This window comes from Streptomyces sp. NPDC047515, assembly GCF_040643055.1.
Classification (GTDB): Bacteria; Actinomycetota; Actinomycetes; order Streptomycetales; family Streptomycetaceae; genus Streptomyces.
This window is the reverse complement of sequence record NZ_JBEYTM010000005.1, coordinates 57,358-73,287: the sequence shown is the minus strand read 5'-3', so window position 1 is coordinate 73,287 and position 15,930 is coordinate 57,358. Positions and strand designations below refer to the sequence as shown.

General features: G+C 70.1%; 15 protein-coding genes and 1 pseudogene. 9 read left to right on the top strand and 7 right to left on the bottom strand.

The window, feature by feature from the left end; all coding sequences use genetic code 11:
- The first annotated feature begins 100 nt into the window (after window positions 1-100).
- The 3 genes from ABZ826_RS05695 to ABZ826_RS05685 all read left to right on the top strand — a co-directional run bounded on the left by ABZ826_RS05695 (window position 101) and on the right by ABZ826_RS05685 (window position 3,678).
- Window positions 101-2,080 (top strand): fibronectin type III domain-containing protein, encoded by a 1,980-nt coding sequence (locus ABZ826_RS05695; protein ID WP_361442677.1) that lies wholly within the window; start codon window positions 101-103, stop codon window positions 2,078-2,080.
- A gap of 77 nt (window positions 2,081-2,157) precedes the next feature.
- Window positions 2,158-3,237: a DUF916 domain-containing protein gene (locus ABZ826_RS05690; RefSeq protein ID WP_361442674.1), complete on the top strand. Its 1,080-nt coding sequence runs from the start codon at window positions 2,158-2,160 to the stop codon at window positions 3,235-3,237.
- 198 nt (window positions 3,238-3,435) lie between these two features.
- Window positions 3,436-3,678, top strand: coding sequence for a hypothetical protein (locus ABZ826_RS05685; RefSeq protein WP_361442672.1), 243 nt, complete (start codon window positions 3,436-3,438; stop codon window positions 3,676-3,678).
- Here ABZ826_RS05685 and ABZ826_RS05680 read toward each other — a convergent pair.
- The 6 genes and pseudogenes from ABZ826_RS05680 to ABZ826_RS05655 form a co-directional block, all read right to left on the bottom strand.
- Window positions 3,657-3,848, bottom strand: a pseudogene (locus ABZ826_RS05680) (IS200/IS605 family accessory protein TnpB-related protein); the annotation flags it as partial. The gene ABZ826_RS05685 and the pseudogene ABZ826_RS05680 overlap by 22 nt on opposite strands.
- Window positions 3,849-3,878: 30 nt before the next feature.
- Complete coding sequence (locus ABZ826_RS05675; protein ID WP_361442670.1) at window positions 3,879-4,547, bottom strand: HAD family phosphatase; 669 nt, start codon at window positions 4,545-4,547, stop codon at window positions 3,879-3,881.
- A complete protein-coding gene (locus tag ABZ826_RS05670; RefSeq protein WP_361442667.1) occupies window positions 4,544-5,632 on the bottom strand; it encodes an ABC transporter ATP-binding protein in 1,089 nt (362 codons plus the stop codon). Before ABZ826_RS05670 ends, ABZ826_RS05675 begins: the two co-directional genes overlap by 4 nt.
- A gap of 3 nt (window positions 5,633-5,635) precedes the next feature.
- Window positions 5,636-6,544 carry an ABC transporter permease subunit gene (locus tag ABZ826_RS05665; RefSeq protein WP_361442664.1) on the bottom strand — a complete coding sequence of 303 codons (909 nt, stop codon included), beginning with the start codon at window positions 6,542-6,544 and terminating at the stop codon, window positions 5,636-5,638.
- Window positions 6,532-7,434, bottom strand: coding sequence for an ABC transporter permease subunit (locus tag ABZ826_RS05660; RefSeq protein WP_361442661.1), 903 nt, complete (start codon window positions 7,432-7,434; stop codon window positions 6,532-6,534). The genes ABZ826_RS05665 and ABZ826_RS05660 overlap by 13 nt, the downstream gene beginning before the upstream one ends.
- Window positions 7,434-8,555, bottom strand: a complete 1,122-nt coding sequence (locus ABZ826_RS05655) for an extracellular solute-binding protein (RefSeq protein WP_361443137.1) — start codon at window positions 8,553-8,555, stop codon at window positions 7,434-7,436. Before ABZ826_RS05655 ends, ABZ826_RS05660 begins: the two co-directional genes overlap by 1 nt.
- 296 nt (window positions 8,556-8,851) lie before the next feature.
- Between ABZ826_RS05655 and ABZ826_RS05650 the strand changes: the two genes are divergently transcribed.
- Window positions 8,852-9,604 carry a GntR family transcriptional regulator gene (locus tag ABZ826_RS05650; RefSeq protein ID WP_361442658.1) on the top strand — a complete coding sequence of 251 codons (753 nt, stop codon included), beginning with the start codon at window positions 8,852-8,854 and terminating at the stop codon, window positions 9,602-9,604.
- Between the two features lie 222 nt (window positions 9,605-9,826).
- Complete coding sequence (locus tag ABZ826_RS05645; RefSeq protein WP_361442655.1) at window positions 9,827-10,696, top strand: LLM class F420-dependent oxidoreductase; 870 nt, start codon at window positions 9,827-9,829, stop codon at window positions 10,694-10,696.
- 98 nt (window positions 10,697-10,794) lie between these two features.
- Here ABZ826_RS05645 and ABZ826_RS05640 read toward each other — a convergent pair whose 3' ends face one another.
- Window positions 10,795-11,298, bottom strand: coding sequence for a DinB family protein (locus tag ABZ826_RS05640; RefSeq protein WP_361442652.1), 504 nt, complete (start codon window positions 11,296-11,298; stop codon window positions 10,795-10,797).
- Between the two features lie 202 nt (window positions 11,299-11,500).
- On the opposite strand from ABZ826_RS05640, the gene ABZ826_RS05635 reads away from it, so the two are divergent.
- The 4 genes from ABZ826_RS05635 (at window position 11,501) to ABZ826_RS05620 (ending at window position 15,781) form a co-directional block, all read left to right on the top strand.
- Window positions 11,501-12,790, top strand: a complete 1,290-nt coding sequence (locus ABZ826_RS05635; protein ID WP_361442649.1) for a sensor domain-containing protein — start codon at window positions 11,501-11,503, stop codon at window positions 12,788-12,790.
- Complete coding sequence (locus ABZ826_RS05630) at window positions 12,754-13,398, top strand: response regulator transcription factor (protein ID WP_361442646.1); 645 nt, start codon at window positions 12,754-12,756, stop codon at window positions 13,396-13,398. The genes ABZ826_RS05635 and ABZ826_RS05630 overlap by 37 nt, the downstream gene beginning before the upstream one ends.
- 181 nt (window positions 13,399-13,579) lie before the next feature.
- The gene (locus tag ABZ826_RS05625) at window positions 13,580-14,992 is read left to right on the top strand and encodes an MMPL family transporter (RefSeq protein WP_361442643.1); all 1,413 of its coding nucleotides are present in this window, start codon (window positions 13,580-13,582) and stop codon (window positions 14,990-14,992) included.
- 195 nt (window positions 14,993-15,187) lie between these two features.
- On the top strand, window positions 15,188-15,781 hold the full coding sequence (locus ABZ826_RS05620; RefSeq protein WP_361442640.1) for a hypothetical protein: 594 nt from the start codon (window positions 15,188-15,190) through the stop codon (window positions 15,779-15,781).
- Window positions 15,782-15,930 lie beyond the last annotated feature (149 nt).

Here is a 15,930-nt window from a genome sequence, read left to right as displayed (position 1 = left end):
CAACCATCCCCGGCGTCGCATTTATGTTCGGTTAACCGAGCGAAGAGATCTTGAGCATCGCCATTTCATGCACTTTCGTGCGCACTAGGAACGGAACCCGATGAAATCGAGCACCTCGACGCAGGCCCACGGGCTTGTGCGGCGCCGCGTGGCCACAGGGGTCACGGCAGCATTCCTGGGCTTGTCCGTGGCCCTCGGCAGCGGCTTGGCCTCCCCCGCGGTTGCCGCCGAGCCGACCGCGCTCACCGGCATCATCCTCGGTGTGGGCGCCAACGAGTCCCAGCGCACCGTCACCTGGTACTCCTCGGACGACACGGCCCAGAAGGTCCAGCTCGTCCCGACGGCGCAGCTCGTCAACGGCGAGTTCACCGCCGGGGCCGCCACCTACGACGCCCTCGGCGGAGCGAACATCGCCACCAGCGGCGGCTTCAACCGCCACGCGACCCTCACCGGCCTGCAGGAGCACACGGCGTACTCCTACCGCGTCGGCACCGAGGGCAACTGGTCCCCGACGTACTCCTTCAAGACGCAGGACTTCAAGGGCGACTACGACTTCCTGTTCTTCGGCGACCCGCAGATCGGCTCGTCCGGCAACCTGGCGAAGGACCAGGCCGGCTGGCAGGACACGCTGGACGTCGCTCTCGGGGCCAACCCGAACTCCGAACTGCTGGTGTCGGGCGGCGACCATGTCGAGACCGCCAACACCGAGTCCCAGTGGAACTCCTTCCTCGCCCCCGACCAGCTGCGTCAGTACCCGTGGGCTGCCACCATCGGCAACCACGACGTCGGCGGCAAGGCCTACGAGCAGCACTTCACCACCCCGAACACCGACAACTCGGCCCCGCTGTACTCCAACGGCGACCCGGCTTCCAACACGTCCGGTGGGAACTACTGGTACGTCTACAAGGACGTGCTCTTCATCGACCTCAACAGCAACAGCTACGCCACCTCCCAGGGCGGCGGCGGTGACGCGGCGCACATCGACTACGTGACCGACGTCATCAACAAGCACGGCTCCGAGGCCAAGTGGAAGGTACTCGTCTACCACCACGCGATCTACTCGCCGGCCTCCCACGCCAAGGACAAGGACAACAAGGCGCGTCGTACCGACTTCCCGACCACCTTCTCCAAGCTCGGCGTCGACATGGTGCTGCAGGGCCACGACCACAGCTACTCCCGCAGTTACCTGATCAAGAACGGCGAGAAGGCGAACAAGGACGAGCAGCCCGGCGCCGCCGACGTGTACCCCGGTCCCGGCGGCGTCCTCTACGTGACGTCGAACTCCGCCTCGGGCTCGAAGTACTACGACATCACCAGCCCGGACAACAGCGGCACGAGCGGCGCCGGCAACGGTGCCGACCCCCTGAACCCGGAGAACTACTGGTACAACTCGGTTCAGAACCAGGAGCACGTCCGCACCTACGTCAAGGTCCAGGTGCGCAACGACAAGCTCGTCGTGGAGAACCTCCGCAGCGGCACCTGTGCGGCCCCGAACGCGGCGGTGGAGCTCGGTCAGGACTCCTGCAAGAACACCCCCTCCGGGCAGCCCGTCGGCTCGATCGTCGACAAGGTCACCGTGCACCCGTACCACGGCACGGGGCAGGAGCTCCAGGTCAACGTACCCAACGCCGCTCCGGGTGAGTTCGGCTGGACGATCGACGGCTACAACGGCCTGGTGGACCTCGGCACCGCGAAGGACCACAACGGCGACTACTTCGAGGCGACCGGCAAGATCAACCCGATCCTCGTGTCGGACAGCCGTCGTTCGCTCGCCCCGTGGTCGATCTCGGCCAACGTGAGTGACTTCAAGGACGCCGGCAAGACGTTCTCGGGCGCCTACCTCGGCTGGACGCCGCGCGTGCTCCAGGACGGCGCCGGTGCCAAGGCCAGCGGGTCGGTGGCGTCCGCCCACGACGACCACGGCCAGGGCCTGTCCGTTTCGCGCGGCCTCGGTTGGGCCGACCAGGGCCACCCCAAGGGCACGGCCAAGCTGGGCGCTGACCTGAATCTGAACATCCCGGGCAGCGTCGACAAGGGCGCCTACCGCGCCACCCTCACGGTCACTGCGCTGAGCAGCTGATCGGACTCGTTCCCATCGGCAGGGCAGGGCACCCTTCTGGTGCCTTGCCCCGCCTCTCGTTCCAGGAGACCCCCGAGATGCACGCGTCCGTAACGCGCCGGAAGACCACCGTCGCCGCCCTCGTCCGTATCGCCGTCGTGGTCCTGCTCGCCGCCTTCACGGTCGCTGTCCTGCCCGCCGGCCCCGCTCTGGCAGCGGACGGCGACGTCACCTGGACGGTCAAGACGGCCTCCAACAGCTACGGCGCCGACCGGTCCAGCTTCAGTCACGCGGTCAACCCCGGTGGACAGATCAAGGACGCCATGGTCGTCGCCAACCGCGGCAAGGTTCCGCTCAACCTCGCCGTCTACGCCGCCGACGGCTTCACGGCCGACACGGGCCGGCTCGACCTGCTCACCAAGGACAAGAAGTCCGTCGGAATCGGCGCCTGGGTCCACGCCGACCGCGACAGCGTCGCGATCCAGCCCGGTAAGTCCGTCGAGGTTCCCTTCACCGTTACCGTTCCGGACAACGCCACGCCCGGCGACCACGTGGGCGGCATCCTCACTTCCTTGACGCAGTCCGACGATGCCGAGGGCATCAACGTGGATCGACGCCTCGGTATCCGCGTCAAGCTGCGGATCAGCGGCGAACTCAAGCCGAGCCTCGCGATCGAGAACCTCCACGTGGACTACTCCGGCTCGGCCGACCCGTTCGCCAAGGGCGACGCCACCGTCACGTACACGATCCACAACACCGGCAACGCCATGCTGTCGGCCCAGCAGAGGGCGTCGGTCTCGGGCCCCTTCGGATGGCTGCGGACCGAAGCGGGCGAGATCGCCTCGCCGCCGGAGCTGCTGCCGGGTGAGAGCTGGAAGGTGACGGTGCCCGTGCACGGCGTCGCCCCCGGAGTCAGCCTGGCCGCAACCGCTACCCTGACCCCCCTGCTCACCGACGCGTCGGGCTCCACCACCTCGCTCAAGCCGGTCCAGGCCACGACACACGGCTGGGCGGTCCCGTGGACGCTGTTGCTGCTGGTCGTCGTACTGATCGCGGTCATCGCCGGGGCGCTGGTTCTCGCACGCCGCAGCCGCGTACAGCGCAAGCTGGCTGAGGACGCCCGCGTACGGGACGCCGTCGAACAGGCGCTCTCCGACCAGAAGACGCAGGAGAACTGACTGCCCGCGTACGTCGACGAGTCCGCCGCGACCGTTGCCGAGCGCCACGCTGATCGACCGTGGAAGGTTCGATCATCACGGGCATTGACTCCCACGGCCGGATCTTCTCGGTCCGCATCGCCGCCCAGCAGCGGTTGGCGGTCTGCCTTTTCTGGGGACTGCGCGTGAGCCCGTTGTCGTCACCCGGACGACGACGCGGTGACCGGGTGGGCGCTGACGGGGGAGGCCGACGGCTCCGCCTACGGCCTTCCGGAACTGCTCGGCGACGGGAGCAGCGTGGTGGCCCGCATGGGCCGGGGCGGAGAAAGTCTGCGCGTCATGGAGGCGGAAGACGAGGAGCGAATCCTCGCCGAAGTGACCAGCGATGCCGAAACACCGCCGTTCCGTACGCTTCCTGTAGGCGGAGGATCCCAGGGAGCGGCGGTGCCGGACAGGTCGTAGGGGAACCGCCGGGGCTCGCCGATGGGGTTGCCATGTGGGTCGAGGTGGCAGGCGGCGAAGTGGTCGGCGCCGGTGTCGACGCCGACCACGCCCCGGGCGCGGGCCTTCTCCAGCGGGATGGTCCGGACGGCGGGGCGTTGCCAGGACGCGGTGAGGTACCAGCGGTTGCGGTCGGTGTGACAGGTGTCACCGCCGCGTCCTCAGCCCTTCTGCCGGCCCGCCTCCACACAGCGGCGCAGGTCTGCCGCGCCGATCCCGTCGAGGCTGTCCGCGAAGGTCCGTCGCGGCGAGGGAGGCACGGGGAGCAGAGACGGCACCACGAGGAGTGGGCAGCCCGCCGCCTCGGCCGACGCGGCGCCGTCCGGTGAGTCCTCGACGGCGACACAGGCCGCCGGGGCCGCCCCGAAGCGCTCCGCCGCCGCCCGGTAAGGGGCGGGATGGGGTTTGGTGCGTACGGTGTCGTCGGCCGAGAGGGTGAACGCGAACGGCACGTGTGCCAGCGCCCCCCGGGTCACCGAGTCGACCACCGTTCGCGGGGAAGCACTCACCAGGGCGAACGGAACGCCCTCGTGCTCCAGTTCCGACAGCAGCCGCTGGACGCCGGGGCGCAGGGGTGCACCCGCGTCGACCCGGCGGAAGAACGCGTCACCGAGCGCCGTCGCGACCCGTTCTGTGTCGTCCCTGCCCGTGATCCGTGCCAGGTGTGCCGCGGTGTCCTCGACGGCCCGGCCGACGACCTCGGGAGCGTCGGCGTCGGTGAGGTCGTGGCCGAGTCCGGCCGCCACGTCCCGGGTCACCTGCCACCACAGTTCCTCGGTGTCCACCAGGGTGCCGTCCATGTCGAACAGTACGGCGGCCAGGGCGCTCACGCCGGCCTCCGCGGGGCGACGAGGACGGGCCGCGGGCTGAGGTCGATGACCGCGCGGGCGCCGGGAACCAGTTCGCCCGCGTCCCGCGAGGGCAGATCGGCCTTGACGGTGCCCCCTCCGGGGAGACCGAGGTGGACCCGGGTGACGGCGCCGAGGAACGAGGTGGAGACGACCGTGACCGTGCCCTCGGCGTCCGCCGTGACCGTCACGTTCTCCGGCCGCACCAGCACGTCCACCTCACGCCCGGCGGGGACCTCCCCGTCGACCGGAAGCCTGCGCCCGGCGACCTCGACCATGTCCCCGCCCGTCAGACGGCCCGGCAGCCGGTTCATCGTGCCGACGAACTCGGCGACGAACGCGGTGGCGGGCCGTTCGTACAGTTCGGCCGGTGGAGCGCACTGTTCCAGTCGGCCGGCGTCGAGCACGGCGACCCGGTCGGCCATGGACAGGGCCTCTTCCTGGTCGTGGGTGACGAAGACGGTGGTGATGCCCAGGGAGAGCTGGAGCCGCCTGATCTCCTCGCGCAGGCTCAGCCGCACCTTCGCGTCGAGGGCGGAGAGCGGTTCGTCCAGCAGCAGCACACGCGGCTGCAGGGCCAGCGCCCGGGCGAGGGCGACGCGTTGCTGCTGGCCGCCGGAGAGCTGGTGCGGGTAGCGGGCGCCATGCTGGGGCAGTCCGACGAGTTCGAGGAGTTCGGCCGCGCGCGCCTGCCGCCGGGCGGCCGGGACCTTGCGTACCCGCATGCCGAAGGCGACGTTGTCGCGGACGGTGAGGTTGGGGAAGAGGCTGTACGACTGGAAGACCATGCCCGCGTCGCGGCGGTTGGCCGGCACGCCGGTGATGTCCTGACCGTCGAGGAGGACTTCGCCGGAGTCGGGCCGCTCGAAACCGGCGACCATCCGTAGCGCGGTGGTCTTTCCGCAGCCCGAGGGGCCGAGGAGGGCGATCAGCTCACCGGGCTCGACGGTCAGGTCGAGTCCGTCGAGCGCGACGGTCGAGCCGAAAGTCCTTCGCAGGGAACGGAATTCGACCCGTGCTCCGGTGGTGGCGGGCGGCTGGGACCGCTCCGCGGTTGCTGAGGACATGGGTCAGGACTCCTTACGCGAGGGCGCCGAATCGGATGCCGTCGTTCCCGTGCGGGAGAGGACGAGCAGCAGCGCCCAGGTGATGACGAGGCTGAGGATCGAGACGGCCACCGACATCCGGGCCTGGGCTCCGGAGATCGAGACGATCCACACCGCGAAGGGCTCGAAGCCGAGCAGCGAGGCGATGGTGAACTCGCCCAGGACCAGGGCCAGGGTGAGGAACGCCGCCGAGGCGATCGATGTCCGCAGGTTCGGCAGCAGGACACGGACGACGGTGTACGTCCACGACGCGCCGCAGCTGCGCGCGGCCTCCACCAGCGTCGGCACGTCGACGGCCCGCAGTCCCGCGTCCAGCGAGCGGTGGACGAAGGGAAGGGCCAGGACGGTGTAGGCCAGTACCAGGACGACGGGGAAGGACTCGTTCTGCACGGCGATGAAGGTCTGGTAGAGCGGGGTTCGGGACAGGTGCTCCGGTCCCCAGCGCAGCACCGTGCTGATGCCGGTGACGAGGGCGATCGGCGGTACGACCAGCGGCAGCATGCACACCACCTCGATCACCGGGCGCAGTCGGGGCGAGCCGAGCCGTACGGCGAGCAGGGCGGGCACGGTCAGCAGCAGTGACAGCACGATGGTGGCGGCGGCCAGCGACAGCGAGAGCAGCAGGCTCCCGGTGAAGCCGTCGGCGGCGAGCAGTTCCGTGTACGCGTCGAAGGAGACGCCCCGGCCCGGTACATGCACGGTGAAGACGAACGAGGCGAGGACGGGAACGAGGAAGTACGCGCCTGCCAGGGCGAGGACGAGCCCGCGCCAGATCCGTGGCCGCCGGCGGGCGGCCCGGGGCCGGGTGCGGGGCACCGGGCCGTGCGCCTCGAACGCGGCACTGTCCGGGACGGTCCGGGTCATCGCAGCCATCGGGCGCTCCGTCGTTGGAGGGGCAGGTAGAGGGCCATGACCAGGCCGGCGATCAGGATCATGTCGAGGCCGAGGGCGAGTGCCACGTTCTCCTGGCCGACCAGGACATTTCCGGAGAGCGCATCTGCGATCTTCAGGGTGACCAGGGGCACCGAGCCGCCGACCAGCGCGGCGGCCGTGGCATGCGCGGCGAAGGCGGTACCGAAGAGGAGAACGAAGCCGCCGAGCAGCGACGGCGCGAGCACGGGCAGGCCGACGTGGCGCCAGAACTGCCACGGGGTGGCCCCCGCGTTCTGGGCCGCCTCCCGCCACTGGGGGCGCAGCCCGTCCAGCGCCGGGACGATGACCAGGACCATGAGCGGGATCAGGAAGTAGAGGTAGACGACGGTCAGGCCGGTGAAGGAGTAGAGATCCCAGCCCAGGCCGCCGAGGTCGGCGAGCTGGGTGACCACACCGGAGATGCCGAGCGTCGCGATGAACGCGAACGCCAGGGGGACACCGCCGAAGTTGGCGAGCACTCCGGACGCGGTCAGCGCCGCGTCGCGCAGCGCCTGCGAGCGGGAGGTGACGACCGCCTGCGCGATCAGGACCCCCAGCACCCCGCCGATGAGCGCGGTGAGGGCGGAGAGCTCGACGCTGCCGATCAGCGAACCGAGGTACGGGCCCTGCAGGGATCGCGCCAGGTGTTCGCCGGTGAGGGAGGTGGCACCCGAGCCGGGGTCCGTGCGGGTGACCGCGCCGAACAGGAGGGCGGCCAGCGGAACTCCGAAGCACAGGCCGGTGAAGACGAGGAGCGGGAGGGCGGCGAGCCAGGTGCGCGGGCCGCGCCGCCGGCGGCGGGTGCCGCCGGCGGTTCGCGTCCCTGGGCGGGGGGTGGGGGAGGCGGACATCAGGAGAGGGCCTTGTCCCACTTCTCGGCGAGGGTGGCCTTCGCCTTGTCGAGTTCGGCGGAGGCAGGGAAGGCCGGGGTGCCGGAGACCTCGGGGAGCTTGGCGACGAAGCCCTTGTCGGCGGTGCCGTCCTCGGTCATCGTGGGCAGCAGAACCGGGCGGGCGTAGCCCTTGAGCCACAGATTCTGGCCCTCGGTGCTGTAGAGGAACTCCATCCACAGGCGGGCGGCCGCCGGGTGCGGGGCCTGCTTGTTGATGGCCTGGGAGTAGTACTGGGCGTAGACGCCGTCACTGGGGACGGCCACCTTCCAGTCGACACCCTTGCTCTTGAACTGGTCGGCGTATCCGGCGTTCAGGTAGTCCCAGTCGATGGAGATGGGCGTCTCACCCTTCTCCACGGTGGCCGGGGTGGACTCGACGGGGATGAAGTTCCCGCTCTTCTTCAGCTTCCCGAAGAAGTCGATGCCCGGCTGGATGTCGGCGAAGGAGCCCTTGTTGGCGAGCGACGCGGCGTAGACGCCGCCGAAGGCCGAGCCCGACTTGGTCGGGTTGCCGTTCAGGGCCACCTTGCCCTTGTACTCGGGCTTGAGCAGGTCGGCGAAGGTCTGCGGGCAGACCTTGATGCGCTTGGCGTCGCAGCCGATGGATACGTAGCCGCCGTAGTCGTTGTACCAGCGGCCGTCCGCGTCCTTCTGGCTGTCCGGGATCTTGTCCCACGGCTCCACCTTGTACGGGGCGAACAGGCCCTCCTCGGCGCCGCTGCGGGCGAAGGCGATGCCGAGGTCGAGGACGTCGGGGGCGCGGTCCTGGCCCTTGCGGGACTTCACCGCGGCGATCTCGTCGGCGCTGGCGGCGTCCGGGTTCTCGACCTTGATCTTGACCTTGTACTTGGCCTCGAATGCCTTGATGAGCTCGCCGTAGTTCGCCCAGTCCGAGGGCAGCGCGATCGCGTTGAGCCGGCCCTCCTCCTCGGCTGCCGCGACGAGGGCCTTCATCCCTCCGAAAGCGGCGGCGGACTCGGCGGTCTTCGCGCCCCCCTTGTGCCCGGCGGCATCGGCTGGGGCGTCGGGTGCCGCCCCGCAGGCGGCGGTGAGGGTGGTGAGCACGGCGGCGCCGAGCAGGACGGCGGCACGACGACCGGAAGGTCTGGGCACGGGAGTCTCCTGAAACGAGATGGGCAACTTGTTTGAACAAGTGACTTCTAGTTCGCCCGTGCGGACCGACGTGAAGATGAACGGGGCGTGGCCGGTCGGGGAGCGCCGCACGAAGACCTGACGCTCATGAAGTCCAGGTGAACGCAGTAAAATTGGGGCCTCCGGGAGGGGAACGCGTTTGCGCGGGGGCCCGGCTGGAGTGAGCGTCCGACCGGCACTCTGTATGACCTGCTGCGCACAAGAGCGGACGGAGAGGTTGGCACGTGGGAACGGCACGCTATCTGGAGATCGCAGACGCCGTGCGGCGGGCGATACTCGAAGGCGACTACGCCGTAGGAGCCCAACTCCCTTCGGAGAGCGAGCTGGTGGCCCGCTGGTCGGCATCTCGCGGTACGGTCCGCCAGGCCGTCGCACTCCTGATGTCGGAAGGGCTGATCGGTTCCCGCCAGGGAGCCCGCCGCATCGTGCTGCGTCAGGAACGACGCCACAGCTTTGCCGAGCTGAACAGCTTCGCTCAGTGGGCCCGGAGCATGGGGCTGAAGGTCACCAGTCGGATCCTGGTGCGGACGAGGCGGGAGGCCACCCCCGAGGAGGCCCATCGCCTTGCCCTGCCCGAGGGCACCGAGATCCTCCACGTCCTGCGCCTGCGCTCCCTGGAAGGAGAGCCGGCCATGGTGGAGCGGACCGCCTATGCGGACTGGGCCACACCGGCGGTCGAGGCGCTGCCCGAGGACTGTGTGTCGATCACGGACAGCATCGCCCGGAACGCGGGCATCGTCGCCCAGCACGGCGAGCACCTCATCGATGCCGTGGCCGCAGGCACCGAGGACGCCGGTCTGTTGCGCGTACGTCGCGGTAGCCCGCTGCTGCGCCAGCGCCATGTCACCTGCGACCAGTCGGGACAAGCCATCGAGTGGACCGACGACCGCTACCGCGCCGGCAGCGTCGCGTTCAGTGTCAGCAATTCCGCCACCGCGGCGCCACTGGAACGCCACCGGGGGCCGACGCCCGCCTGACGCATCGGCATCGGCCGGCATGCGTTCCGGCAGGTGGGCGTACCGAAATGCCGACCGCCGCATGGACGCGTAGCGTGACTACCAGCTACGGACGGTTGCTGTGGGACGGGTGGTCAGGAGGTTGCACGCCGACAGGCCCGGAGCACGAATCCGGCTGACCGCTCCGGCCGGGGCGGTGACACCCTCCCGGTCTGCTCCCCCCATGACCCGCGGAGGTCGGACGTGAAGCTCGGCTTGCACTACTGGAACTACTCGACACCGGCCGACCCCGCCCTCATCGCGCCGACACTCGCGGAGTCGGTACGCGTCGCCGACCAGGGGGGAATCTCGTCGTTCACCGTGATGGACCACTACTTCCAGATGGAGACCGGGCAGACCGTCGCCGACGAGCCCATGCTGGAGGGGTACACCACGCTCGGCTACGTCGCGGCGGTGAGCGAGCGCATGACGCTCGGCCTGATGGTCACGGGGGTGATGTACCGGCATCCCGGACTGCTGGCGAAGATCGTCACCAGCCTCGATGTGCTGTCGGGCGGCAGGGCCAGGCTGGGCATCGGCGCCTCCTGGTACGAGCGGGAGCAGTACGGGCTCGGAGTGCCGGTGGTTCCGGTCGCCGAGCGCTTCGAGCGGCTGGAGGAGACGATCCTGATCTGCCTGCAGATGTGGAGCGACGACAACGGCCCCTTCCACGGCCGTCATTACCAGCTCGCCGAAACGCTGTGCGTGCCCGAGCCGATCGGCGAGCGCCCGTCGATCATGATCGGCGGCGGGGGCGAGCGGAAGACGCTGCTCCTGGTCGCCCGGTACGCGGACGCCTGCAATCTGTTCGCCACCGGCCAGGAGGAAGTGGCCCACAAACTCGATGTGCTGCGCGCCCACTGCGCCGCGGAGGACCGGGACTACGACGCCATTACGAAGACCGTGATGTACAACGGCCCGGTGCTGGACCGGCCGGATGTGTTCCTCGCCGACGCGGAGGCGTACGCGAGCCTGGGCATCAGCGAGATCCAGGTGCTGCCGGACCGGCACCCGGTCAGCTTCACCCACCAGGTCGCCGAGCACCTCGCACCCGCGATCGCCGGGATCGGTTAGCCGAACGCCGCGCGACGTGGGTTCGATCGCGACCCGCCGCCGAGGCAGGGCGGTCAGCGGCAGCGGCCCGGACCGGCGCTGCTCAAGGCGGACGTGACCTAGGTCCCGGTGGTGCCGTCGACGATCTCCCGGATCATGTCGAGGTGGCCGTTGTGCCGGGCGGACTCCTCGATCAGATGCAGGACGATCCAGCGCAGATCCGGGTAACGGCCGTCCCTGTGCGGGCGTTTGGCCGGCGTGTCCAGGTCGTGGGAGGCGACCAGTTCGCGGTAGCGGGTGGTCCGTGCCTCGTACTGCGACAGCACATCGGCGAGCGGCATGTCCACCGCGATGCGCATCTCGCGGTCGGGGTCCTCGTCCGTCCAGGGGCCTTCGTCCTCGCCGCCGAGGAAGACCACCTCGAACCAGAAGTACTCGACCCAGCTGAGGTGGTTGATCAGCCCGGCGATCGTCATCAGCGGGGAGCCGGACAGAGGAGCCCGGCGGGCATCGTCCGGCGAGACGCCCTCGCACTTCGCGCGTGCGGTGTCGCGTACGTAGTCGAGGAAGGTGGCCAACTGGGTGCGCTCGTCCCATGCGGGAGGCGAATCGGTGCGTGTCATCGCCGTACACCATGGGCGATTCACCGGCCGTCGTCCATCGGATATTCCAAGGGCGACGGACACCGGCCGGTGACCTCGACGCGGTCGGGCAGGGGGACCTGAGTCCCCCTGGAAACGGGGGGCAGGCCCAATGCTCCCGGGGCCGTCGCACGACAGACTGCCCTGTGCCGGACCAAGAGGCCACTCGCAGGAGGCAGCAGTCATGACCGCACCAGCACCGCCCAGACCCTGGCAGCCGCCACTGCGGGGACTCGCCCTGGTGGCGCAGAAGGTGCCACAGCTCGCACTCTTCGTCCTGATGGTGATCTCCCTCGTGTACCTCGGGCTCGGCGTGGGTGTGCTGCTCCTGCCACTCGTCGTGGCGGGTGTACGGAAGCTGGCGAACCGGTCGCGGCGCCTCGCGCACACCTGGTCCGGGGTCAGGATCTCCGAGCCGTACCTTCCGCTGCCTGCCCGCGAGCCGGGATTCGCCGGCCGGTGGCACCGGTGCCGGCACCTGCTCTCCGACCCGGCAACCTGGCGGGACATGCTGTGGACGATCGGCGACCCCGTCGTCGGCACCGTGCTCGCGCTGCTGCCCGCGGCGCTGCTGGTCTACGGGCTGGAGGGCCTGGTCCTCCCGTTCGTCTGGGACGACCTCGTGTCGGCCGGTTACGACGACCGCTACGCCGGTCTGATCCGGGTGAGCGGCGAGCGGGGCACAGGCACCTGGCTGATGCCCCTGGCGGGCATCGGGTTCATCGGCCTCGGCCTCTGGGCCGGACCCCGGCTCCTCACCGCCCACGCCCGGTTCACCCGCAAGCTGCTCGGTCCGCGCCCCGGGGATGAACTCGCGGCCCGCGTCGGGCATTTGACTTGGACGCGCGGGGCGGTCGTGGACAGCCAGGCGGCGGAGCTGCGTCGCATCGAACGCGATCTGCACGACGGGGCGCAGGCCCGGCTGGTCGCCATGGGCATGAACCTCGACGCCGTCGAGCAACTCCTGGACACCGACCCCGAAGCCGCGCGGGCCCTGTTGGCGGAGAGCCGGGACTCGTCCTCGAAGGCGCTCGGCGAACTCCGCGACCTCGTCAGGGGGATTCACCCACCGGTCCTCTCCGACCGGGGACTGGGCGACGCCGTACGCGCGCTGGCCCTGGACAGCCCCCTCCCGGTCGACGTCGTCGTCGATCTGCCGGGGCGGCTGGACGCACCGGTCGAGTCCGCCGCGTACTTCGCTGTCGGTGAACTACTGACGAACACGGCGAAGCACGCCCGTGCCGGACGCGTCTGGATCGACATCCGGCACGACGACGACGCGTTGCGCATCAGCTTGAGCGACGACGGGATCGGCGGTGCGAACGCGTCGGCGGGGACCGGGCTGCGCGGAATCGTGAGCCGCATCGCCGCATTCGACGGCATACTTGCCGTGAACAGCCCCCGGGGCGGACCGACGATGGCGACCATGGAGATCCCGTGCGCATTGTTCTCGCCGAAGATCTCTTCCTCCTGAGGGAAGGTCTGGTCCGCCTCCTGGCGGCCCACGGATTCGAGATCGCCGCCGCCGTCGACAACGGCCCCGCACTCCTGGACGCGCTCATCGAGCACCGGCCCGACGTGGCGCTCGTGGACGTACGCCTCCCCCCGACCTTCACCGACGAGGGGCTGCGCGCCGCCATCGAGGCACGGACCAGGATCCCCGGACTTCCGGTGCTGGTGCTCTCGCAGTACGTGGAGCAGCTCTACGCCCGCGAACTTCTGGCGGACGGCTCCGGCGGGGTCGGCTACCTGCTCAAGGACCGGGTCTTCGACAGCCGGCAGTTCATCGACTGTGTGCGCCGGGTGGCCGCCGGAGGCAGTGCGATGGACCCGGACGTGGTGGCGAAACTCCTGGCGGGCAACGCGAGCGACGAACCGCTGGCCCGGCTCACCGCACGCGAGCGCGAGGTGCTGTCGCTGGTGGCGGAGGGCCGCTCCAACGCCGCCGTCGCGGGACGGCTCGGCGTCAGCGAGAAGGCCGTCACCAAGCACACGTCGAACGTCTTCGCGAAACTCGGCCTGGCACCCTCCGACGACGACAACCGCCGCGTTCTCGCCGTCCTCGCGTATCTGAATTCCTGAACTTCGCAGCCGTACAGGCGCCGTACAGCCATCACGGGCGTGCCGCGTCCGATGAGGCATGACCTCATTCGGGGGAGAGGCACGGTTCCGTCCTGCCTGCGACGGTGCGGAGGCGGCGCCCGCCGAGCACACGGCGCCCCGACTCGCAGCCCCCACATCCGATCCTGGACCAGGAGCCCCCATGTCAAGACCGCGCAGCTGGGCCGACCGGCTCGTGACCTCACCGGCCGGAAGGAAGGGAAAGTGGCTGACGCTGATCGCATGGCTGATCATCGTCGCCGTGTCGGTGCCGCTCGCCGGACAGCTGTCCGGCATCGAGCAGGACGAACCCACCGTCGAGCTGCCCCGCGGGGCCGAGTCCACCGAAGTGGCAGGCCTCGCCGACCGGTTCGCCGACGGCAGGATCTCGCTCGGCGTCGTTGTCTACGCCCGCGCCGAGGGGCTCACCGCCGAGGACAGGGCGAAGGTCGCCGCCGACATCGAGGTGTTCGCCGCGCTGGCGGCCGGACCGGTCGGACCGGCGAGGCCCTCCGCCGACGGCAAGGCGCTCACCGCGCTGGTACCCCTCGACAAGGAGGACAGCGCCGCGCTCTCGGACAACGCCAAGAAGGTGCGGGACCGGGCCACGGCCGACCGGCCCGACGGCCTCGATGCGAGGCTCACCGGCCCGGCGGGCAACTCGCTGGACGCCACCGACGCCCGTGAGTCGACCGGCCGCGCGCTGACCGTCATCACGGTCCTCGTCGTCGCCGGGCTCCTGCTGATCACGTACCGCAGCGCGATCCTGTGGCTGCTGCCCCTCCTCGTCGTGGGCGTCGCCTTCCTCACCACCCAGGCCGTCTCGTACCTCCTCGCCAAGGGCTTCGGCCTGACGGCCGGCGGCGGGAACGAGATCGTGGTGACGGCCCTGCTGTTCGGTGTGGGCACCGACTACGCGATGCTGCTGCTGGCCCGCTACCGGGAGGAGTTGCGGGTCCACGACGACCGCCACCTGGCGGCGCGGACCGCGCTGTGCCGGGCCGTACCGGCCATCGCCGCGTCCGCCGCGACCGTCAGCATCGGTCTGCTCTGCCTCACCCGGGCGGACGTCGGCTTCAACCACACGCTCGGCCCGGCCGGCGCCATCGCCATCGTCTGCGGACTCGCCGCGATGACCACACTCTTCCCGGCCGTGCTGGTGCTGCTCGGGCGCTGGGTGTTCTGGCCCCGCGTGCCGCGCGCCGGGACGGCCGTGAAGAACGCCGGCCATCACCTGTGGGACCGGATCGGCGGCCGGATCTCCCGGCGCCCCCGCCTCGTGTGGATCGGCTCCGCGCTCGTCCTCACCGTCCTCGCGCTCGGCTCGCTCGGCCTGAAGACCGGACTCGACGACGAACACCTCGTGGTCGGCAGGCCGGGCTCGATCGCCGGCCAGGACCTCCTTGCCGCCCACTACCCGGCCGGACAGAGCCGGCCCGCCGAGGTCATCAGCAAGGCCGGCGCCGCCCCCACGATCGCCGCCGCGCTCAAGGGCATCGACGGGGTCACCGAGGTCGCCCCGGCGGAGGCGGCGATGGTCCCGGACGGCGGAGGCAGTGGTGTCCGGTGCCCGTGACCGGCAGGCCCCACTCATTGGGGCCCGCCCCTGGGTCCGTGGGCCCACGCCGGGGCAAGCCGGGCTCATTACGCTCGTATGCGACCCAACTGTGAGCCCACCCGGCCCGCGCCCGTCACGGGCGCCCGTCCGGCGCGCCCATACGCACGTTGATCTGCACCTCCGTCTGAATCCGTTCCCTGGGGTGATGTATCGATGAGTGACGGTTTCTTCTACTCCTACCACCTCGGCTGGAGCCGCCCGGATGCCGAGTCGCTCTTCGGCGACCTCGACGCGGCGGGACTGCGGCTCCGCCACCCCGTCACGAGGCGGGTCACACTCCTCGGCCCGGGGCCGGACCCATGGGGCACTCCTTCGTGGGTGACCAGGGAACAGCTTGTACTCCTGGCCGGCCTGCAACGGCTCGACAGGGTCGACTTCGTCCTGTGGATGAACAGCGGAACCGACGTTCCCGCGCGCATCCGACGGATGGGGGACGGAGTCGTCGCGCTCGAATTCGGCTTCGGGCGTCTGACACGGGACGAGCAGGAGGTGGCCGCGCGGGCGATCAGAGAGGCGATAGGAAGGGCCTCCGTGCTCTGCATCGGCTTCGTGGTCGACCGGGAGGGCGCTTCGGCGGCGACCGACTGGAGCGGCGTCGTCATCAACGGGACCACGTACTTCGACAGTTGGCCGGACACCCTCGCCGTGCGGCATGAAATCGCGGCGATGCAGCCCCAGTTGGCGGGAGTGGCCTCGTACGACCAGTCGCCGTGGATGCTGTTCGGGAGCGAGGTCCCCAGCCGGTAGCCGGAGTCGTCTCCACTTGCCCGCAACCGCAACTCCCGTCGGTATGGCCAACTTTGAGCCTTGCATTGGGCCCTGAGGCCCATGCCCGATGGGTGTCGATGTGGTCGGATGCGTGGAGTGGCTGAACTGTGGCTGCACACCGACAAGCT